The following is a 6,097-nucleotide window of genomic DNA, read 5'->3' as shown; positions in this document are numbered from 1 at the left end:
GAAAAAACACTGTCACTGACAGCTCGTAGACTTTCGGTCTCAAATAACTGTGAATATAACAGGAGTTTAATGAAAGCACAGGTATCTAGCTTCTTTGTATAGTAGTCTAAGTTCAGGATTTTCACCTGTTGAGAAATTTTCTTGAAATCTATCGGTGAAATCCATTGTTCAAATGATGATTTTCTAGTAAACTTATCCATGTTGAGATCCTTTGTATTGGATTTGGATGTGTATTACTACCTCCAACCATTATAAAGGACTTTTTTTGTACAGAAAATAAATTTTTAGAATATTCTATTTAAAACCGTAGGTTGAAATATTTTTATGCAACACTAGTGAGTTCATATGATAATTACGCTATTAATATTGGGGGAGAGTCTCATGACCGCTACAGCAATTTTGATAAAATGAAAGTCAGCTATTTAAACTTTAGTTATGCTGATTCTCGTTACTCTTACCAATCTCTTAAATCACTTCTGGGTAAGCCGAAAGATACTATCATAATAGATAATAAGACGAAAGATATTAAAGATGATCAGCTGATGCAGCAATATGATCATTTCATCATCAACTATAATCGACTATCAGGTAAATGGATGGTTGAAAATATCATGATTGCAAAGGAAATTAAGGAACAAAAGACAATTTCAAAGCCAGGTAAGTTGCTCAATAAAAATATTAAAAAACTCTCTGCAGCAGATTATCAGGCTATGAAAGCAGGCCGCTTTAAACTAGAAGGTGTAAAACCTGGAATGACGAAAGAGCAGGTCTATAAATTAATCGGCGAATCCACTAGTGAAATTGTTATCAAAGATGGCGAGCTGATGGTGTCCGCAGATTACGGCAAAGGCAGTACATTAAGTTTTGGGTACAGTTCTAAAAATCTGAAAGCAGACGTCAATAAGCTGAAACTTGAACAGATGATTTTCATGAACTTTGATGAAAATGTACGTCTCGCTGATGTTCAGAAGATAATCGGCAAACCAACTTCCACTACGAAAGACAGCTATGTACTGAGTGAGGATGGAAAAAACGACCGACATGTCAATACAATGACGCTTAAGTACGGCAGACATTTAGAAATCACAGCGGAGAAACTGGGTAAATACTGGACTGTTGTCAATGTTACTTACCTATAAAATATAAACTGAAGCAGTCAAAGCTGCTTCAGTTTATTTGCTATAATGAAAAAAAGGGGGATGAAGATGAAACGTATTTTAGTAGGGCTGATCAGTCTGTCGGTCCTGGCAACAGGGCACGAGGCAGAGGCAGCATCTTGTAAAATAAATGTCAGTTACAATAAGCAGTTCTATAAAATCGATGGGCTGCCGATTGCGAATAAGCAGTATGGTATGGCAAGAAGCTATAACCCTGGTGCGAACAAGACGATGTTACAAAGCTATCAGCAAATGAAGAAAGCCGCGCTGAAAAAGGGGATTGTCCTGGATGTTGTCGGTACGCCTGGTGCTTATGGTTATAGGAGTTATGCGACGCAGAAACAGCTTTATAATCAATACATCAATCTTTACGGTTTTAGTTATGCTTCAAAGATATCAGCTAAGCCCGGCACAAGTGAACATCAGCTTGGCCTGGCGATGGATATTAGAGATGGCACGAATTTTGGCACGCTTAACACAGCTTTTGAATATACAGCAGCTTCAAAATTTATCCATGAAAATGGTCAGCGTTATGGCTTCATCGTCCGATATTTAAAAGGTAAAGAAGCCATCACTGGTTTTATGTATGAACCTTGGCACATCCGCTACGTCGGTGTGACACATGCGACCCGTATAAAGAAGGAAAATGTCACATTAGAAGAATATCTCGGTATCGCCGGTCGCAAGAAGCTGAGTGTGGGTCAGTATAAAGTGAATGGCACACTGTGCAAATATAAAAGGTAAGGAGTAATCCTTACCTTTATTTGGTATATCGTTTTAAATGACGAGCGGTATAGCTTTCTTTGACATCCAGAAGACCAGCCGGCGGACCGCTATACAGCAGACGGCCACCATTCTGGCCTGCTTCCGGTCCCATATCGACAATCCAGTCTGCAGCTGTCATCATCGTTAAATTATGTTCAATCAATATGACGGTATTGCCCTGGTCGACCAGATCATTGAAAAGTGTGACCAGTACATGGATATCTTCTTCGTGAAGTCCTGTTGTCGGCTCATCAAAGATAAAGATATGATCTGTGACCTGTTCAATCAGATACTTGCTGAGCTTGACGCGCTGAACTTCTCCGCCTGACAATGTATCAAGTGACTGGCCAAGCGTCATATAGCCGAGTCCTGTCGCCTGCAGAGACTTGAGTGTTTCTGTTATTTTGTCGTGATGATTGAAATAGGCGATACCTTCGTCCACCGTGAGTTTGAGCACATCCGCGATGGAGTAGCCGTCAACTGTAGCATCAAGTACTTCAGGCTTATAGCGGGTACCGTGGCAGACTTCACACACTTGAGAGAAGTCCGGCATATAGGCGAGCTCAGTTTTTAAAATACCTTTACCATTACAGTTCGGGCAGGCACCGTCCGAGTTATAGCTGAACAGACTTTTCTTCAGACCGGTCACACTGCTGAAAAAAGCACGGACATCATCAAAGATATCTGTGTAGGTCAGCAGGTTTGAACGGTTAGATGCATGAACCGGTTTCTGGTCGATGGTGATCGTGTTGCTCACTTTTTTGAAGCCGGTCTTAATCAGCGTACTTTTCCCGGAGCCCGCGACACCTGTCACTGTCGTGATCATGTCTTTAGGGATATCTACTGAAACATCATGCAGATTATTTTTAGAGATGTTTTTTAAACTGATGAAGTCTTGAGGTTCTCTTGGCGTTGTAAGCTGATGTTTTTCTTTTAATGCATGTCCGGTTGCTGTATCAGAGCGGAGCAGGTCCGCGTAACTGCCCTGAAATGTAATGTTACCGCCATTTTTGCCGGCACCAGGTCCAATATCAATGACGTGGTCGGCAATTTTAATGATGTCCGGGTCATGTTCAACGACGAGTACAGTGTTTCCTTTGTCACGTATGGACTGAATAATGCGGTTAATGTTCTCGATATCCTCAGGATGAAGCCCGACACTCGGCTCATCGATGATATAAACAAGGTCAGTGAGTGGACTATTTAAGTGACGAATCAATTTGATACGCTGTGATTCCCCGCCTGACAGAGTAGGAGTCTCGCGTGATAATGTCAAATAGCCGAGGCCGATATCAACAAGTGACTGCAGCTGTGCACGCAGGGGTTTGATGATATAGTTCGCTGTCGGATCGTCTAATTCATCAAGAAACTGGATATTTTCACGAATGGTCATGCTGGTGAAATCAGCGATATCGAGCTTGTTGATTTTACAGCTCAGAATTTTACTGTTCAGACGTTTACCGTGACATGTAGGACAAGTCTTTTCTGTGACAACACGGTTGACTTCACTCAGCCAGCGATTTTTCTCGAAACCGTCATTGATAAGGAAATTGCGACGGAAACGATTAATGACACCTTCAAACTTAGCCGTCTTCGGCCATTTTTCTGGTGCGTCCTTCAGCTTCTTCGGCTCTGTATAGAGAAGGGTCTTCATTTCATCAGCTGTGTAGTCTTTTAGTTTTTTATCATTATCGAATAGTCCGGAATTTGTATAGCGTTTGCCGCGCCAGTGATCCGGACCAAAAGTCGGAAAATTGATGGCGTGTTCATTCAACGATTTATCATAGTCAAGCAGCTCATCGACATCGATATCTTCCACATAGCCGAGTCCATGACACGTCTCACACATTCCGGCAGGGTTATTGAAAGAGAATTCGTTCGAGTAGGCGACAAAAGGTTCGCCGATACGCGACCATAAAAGGCGGACAGCAGAATAAATATCTGAAATTGTCCCGACAGTCGAACGCGAGTTGCCCCCCAGGCGCTTCTGACTGATGACCATGGAAACCGGCAAGTTGTGGATCGCATCGACATCCGGTTTCTCATACTGAGTCAGCTGATTCTGTATATAAGTAGAATACGTTTCGTTCAGCAGTCGTTCGGACTCTGCAGCGATTGTACTGAAGACGAGTGAAGACTTACCGGAACCGGAACGTCCCGTAAAAACAATCAGCTGATGTTTAGGAATCTCCACGTTGATACCTTTAAGATTATTCTGTTTTGCACCTTTAATGATAATGTTAGCCATAGGAAAAATCCTTTCATGTTGTTATCTTTTTCTTTTCCCTATTTCTTTTGAGATATACCATAGTAAATAAGCGATGACACCAAGCCCCGCTCCAACATAAATAGGTTCCATTATGAACGCTTCCTTTCTATCAGATCAAGTGCTTTTGTTCTGTTTTTGAAGTCTTTCTTTGTAATATTGTCGAGGTAATCAAGTGATTTTCGCTGGATGATTTTAGCAGCCTGCAGATCGACTTTGCTGCCGGCGCCTTTATAGATATCGAGCCCTGTTTCCTCTTCAATCCTGTCCATCCATTTGATGAAGGCGTATCTTGCGATGATAGAACTTGCCGCAATCGCGATGGATTTCGATTCACCTTTTGTTTCAAACCGTGTGCGGTCACGTTCCGGAATAGCGATCAGTGCGTAATTTTCATAGACACCTTGGACAGCGAACTGGTCAATTACGATATAATCCGGCCGTTCTTCTATTTTAGTCAGTACGTTCTGGATGGCCTGATTATGGAGGACGGCTTTCATCTTGACCTGGCTCCAGCCAAGCGCTTTTTGCTGATTATATTTAGGGTTGGTCAGAACGAGCAGCGAATGGGGAATCAGCGGGATGATCTGTTCAGCCAGTTCCACAATCTTTGGATCCTTCAGATTTTTTGAATCCATGACGCCCAGTATTTTCAGTATCTCTGCATTTTTCTTTGAGACGTAGCTTGCGACGACTGTCATCGGACCGAAATAGTCACCTGAGCCTGCCTCATCAGAGCCGATACAATTGAACTGGTCATACTGAAGTGCGTCTGTCTGACGAGGCGCTACTGTGCCCAGTAGTTCTGCAGCCAGATTTTCTGCGTCTTTCCCTTGAATCATCACTTTGTTAGAACGGTAGACGGATAGGGAATGGCCCTGTATTTTTGCGCGGGCAATCATACCGGGTGGCAGGTTGGTAGATTCATAGCTGATTTTATTAAGCAGTTTGTCTATTTCGTTTTTCTCCATCACTTTTACAACTGTACTCATTGTCAATTCCTCTTAACGTATTTTTATTGTCTATTCCTTATAAAAAATGGTACCATATATATTAAATGACGCACAGTGGAGTGAAATCGTATGGCAGAATTTAAAAATAGAATTACTGTCTCGATCTATGATCAGCAGTATACGATTATCGGTGAAGATGAACCGGGTCACATCCGCTATGTGGCAGGGTTAGTCGATGAGCGAATCCGTGAAATATCTAAATACAACTCGGGGCTGGATACTTCGAGAAAAGCAGTGCTGGCAGCAGTCAATATTATGGATGACTATGTCAAACTGAAAGAAGATTTTGAAATATTATTACATAAACTAGAAGCAGAAGGTTACGACCATGATTGATATTATTTTACTGTTCTTTTTACTATTAGGGGCTATCATCGGGCTTAGAAGAGGATTTATTCTTCAGTCCTTACATTTACTCGGCACTATCGGCGCACTTGTCATCGCCAGAATCTTTTACCAGCCGCTTGCGGATAAACTGGCACTTATCGTGCCTTATCCAGCTGCAGGTGAGACACCTAAAGTACTGATCAACTGGGCAGACGGTGAACATGCTTTTTACAATGTGATCAGCTTTATTTTTCTGTTCATTGTCAGTAAAGTGGTACTGCAGATGGTTGCGATTGTCTTTGACTATATTGCACAGCTGCCTTTATTAAAGCAGCTCAATAAGAGTTTAGGGTCGTTACTTGGCTTTATCGAAAGTTATCTTGTTATTTTTATTGCATTTTTCTTTATTGCGATGATACCTGCTCCTGCTATTCAGGACAGAATTCAGTCGAGTACACTCGCACGCACAATCATTGAATATACACCTATATTAAGCAACCGTGCAATTGACTGGTTTCAGAACATTGCCTTTATTCATATCTTTTAAAGTCATAGGCATAGGTCTATGA

The 6,097-nt window shown here is 41.8% G+C and carries 7 protein-coding genes; 4 read left to right on the top strand and 3 right to left on the bottom strand.

Features of this window, described 5'->3' with window-relative positions; all coding sequences use genetic code 11:
- Positions 1–200, bottom strand: a 200-nt coding sequence (locus ERX27_RS07765) for a DUF4372 domain-containing protein (protein WP_133432270.1), incomplete at its 3' end; no start/stop codon positions are given.
- Between the two features lie 135 nt (positions 201–335).
- Here ERX27_RS07765 and ERX27_RS07760 point away from each other — a divergent pair.
- Positions 336–1,139, top strand: a complete 804-nt coding sequence (locus ERX27_RS07760) for a hypothetical protein (RefSeq protein WP_133432269.1) — start codon at positions 336–338, stop codon at positions 1,137–1,139.
- Between the two features lie 66 nt (positions 1,140–1,205).
- Positions 1,206–1,901, top strand: a complete 696-nt coding sequence (locus ERX27_RS07755) for a M15 family metallopeptidase (protein ID WP_165983127.1) — start codon at positions 1,206–1,208, stop codon at positions 1,899–1,901.
- 16 nt (positions 1,902–1,917) lie between these two features.
- On the opposite strand, the gene ERX27_RS07750 is transcribed toward ERX27_RS07755, so the two are convergent.
- Together ERX27_RS07750 and rnhC are read right to left on the bottom strand one after the other, a co-directional pair.
- Positions 1,918–4,170 carry an ATP-binding cassette domain-containing protein gene (locus ERX27_RS07750; RefSeq protein ID WP_133432267.1) on the bottom strand — a complete coding sequence of 751 codons (2,253 nt, stop codon included), beginning with the start codon at positions 4,168–4,170 and terminating at the stop codon, positions 1,918–1,920.
- A 110-nt stretch (positions 4,171–4,280) separates the two neighbouring features.
- Entirely contained in the window at positions 4,281–5,180 is a 900-nt protein-coding gene (gene rnhC / locus ERX27_RS07745; RefSeq protein WP_133432266.1) for a ribonuclease HIII, read from the bottom strand.
- 90 nt (positions 5,181–5,270) lie between these two features.
- Between rnhC and zapA the strand changes: the two genes are divergently transcribed.
- Both zapA and ERX27_RS07735 read left to right on the top strand, forming a co-directional pair.
- Positions 5,271–5,537 (top strand): cell division protein ZapA, encoded by a 267-nt coding sequence (gene zapA, locus ERX27_RS07740; protein ID WP_133432265.1) that lies wholly within the window; start codon positions 5,271–5,273, stop codon positions 5,535–5,537.
- Entirely contained in the window at positions 5,530–6,075 is a 546-nt protein-coding gene (locus ERX27_RS07735; RefSeq protein WP_133432264.1) for a CvpA family protein, read from the top strand. Before zapA ends, ERX27_RS07735 begins: the two co-directional genes overlap by 8 nt.
- Positions 6,076–6,097: the final 22 nt, after the last annotated feature.

This window comes from Macrococcus brunensis, from assembly GCF_004359615.1.
GTDB classification, from domain to species: domain Bacteria; phylum Bacillota; class Bacilli; order Staphylococcales; family Staphylococcaceae; genus Macrococcus; species Macrococcus brunensis.
Note: the sequence above shows the minus strand (reverse complement) of the source record. Positions and strands in the feature narration are given on the sequence as shown.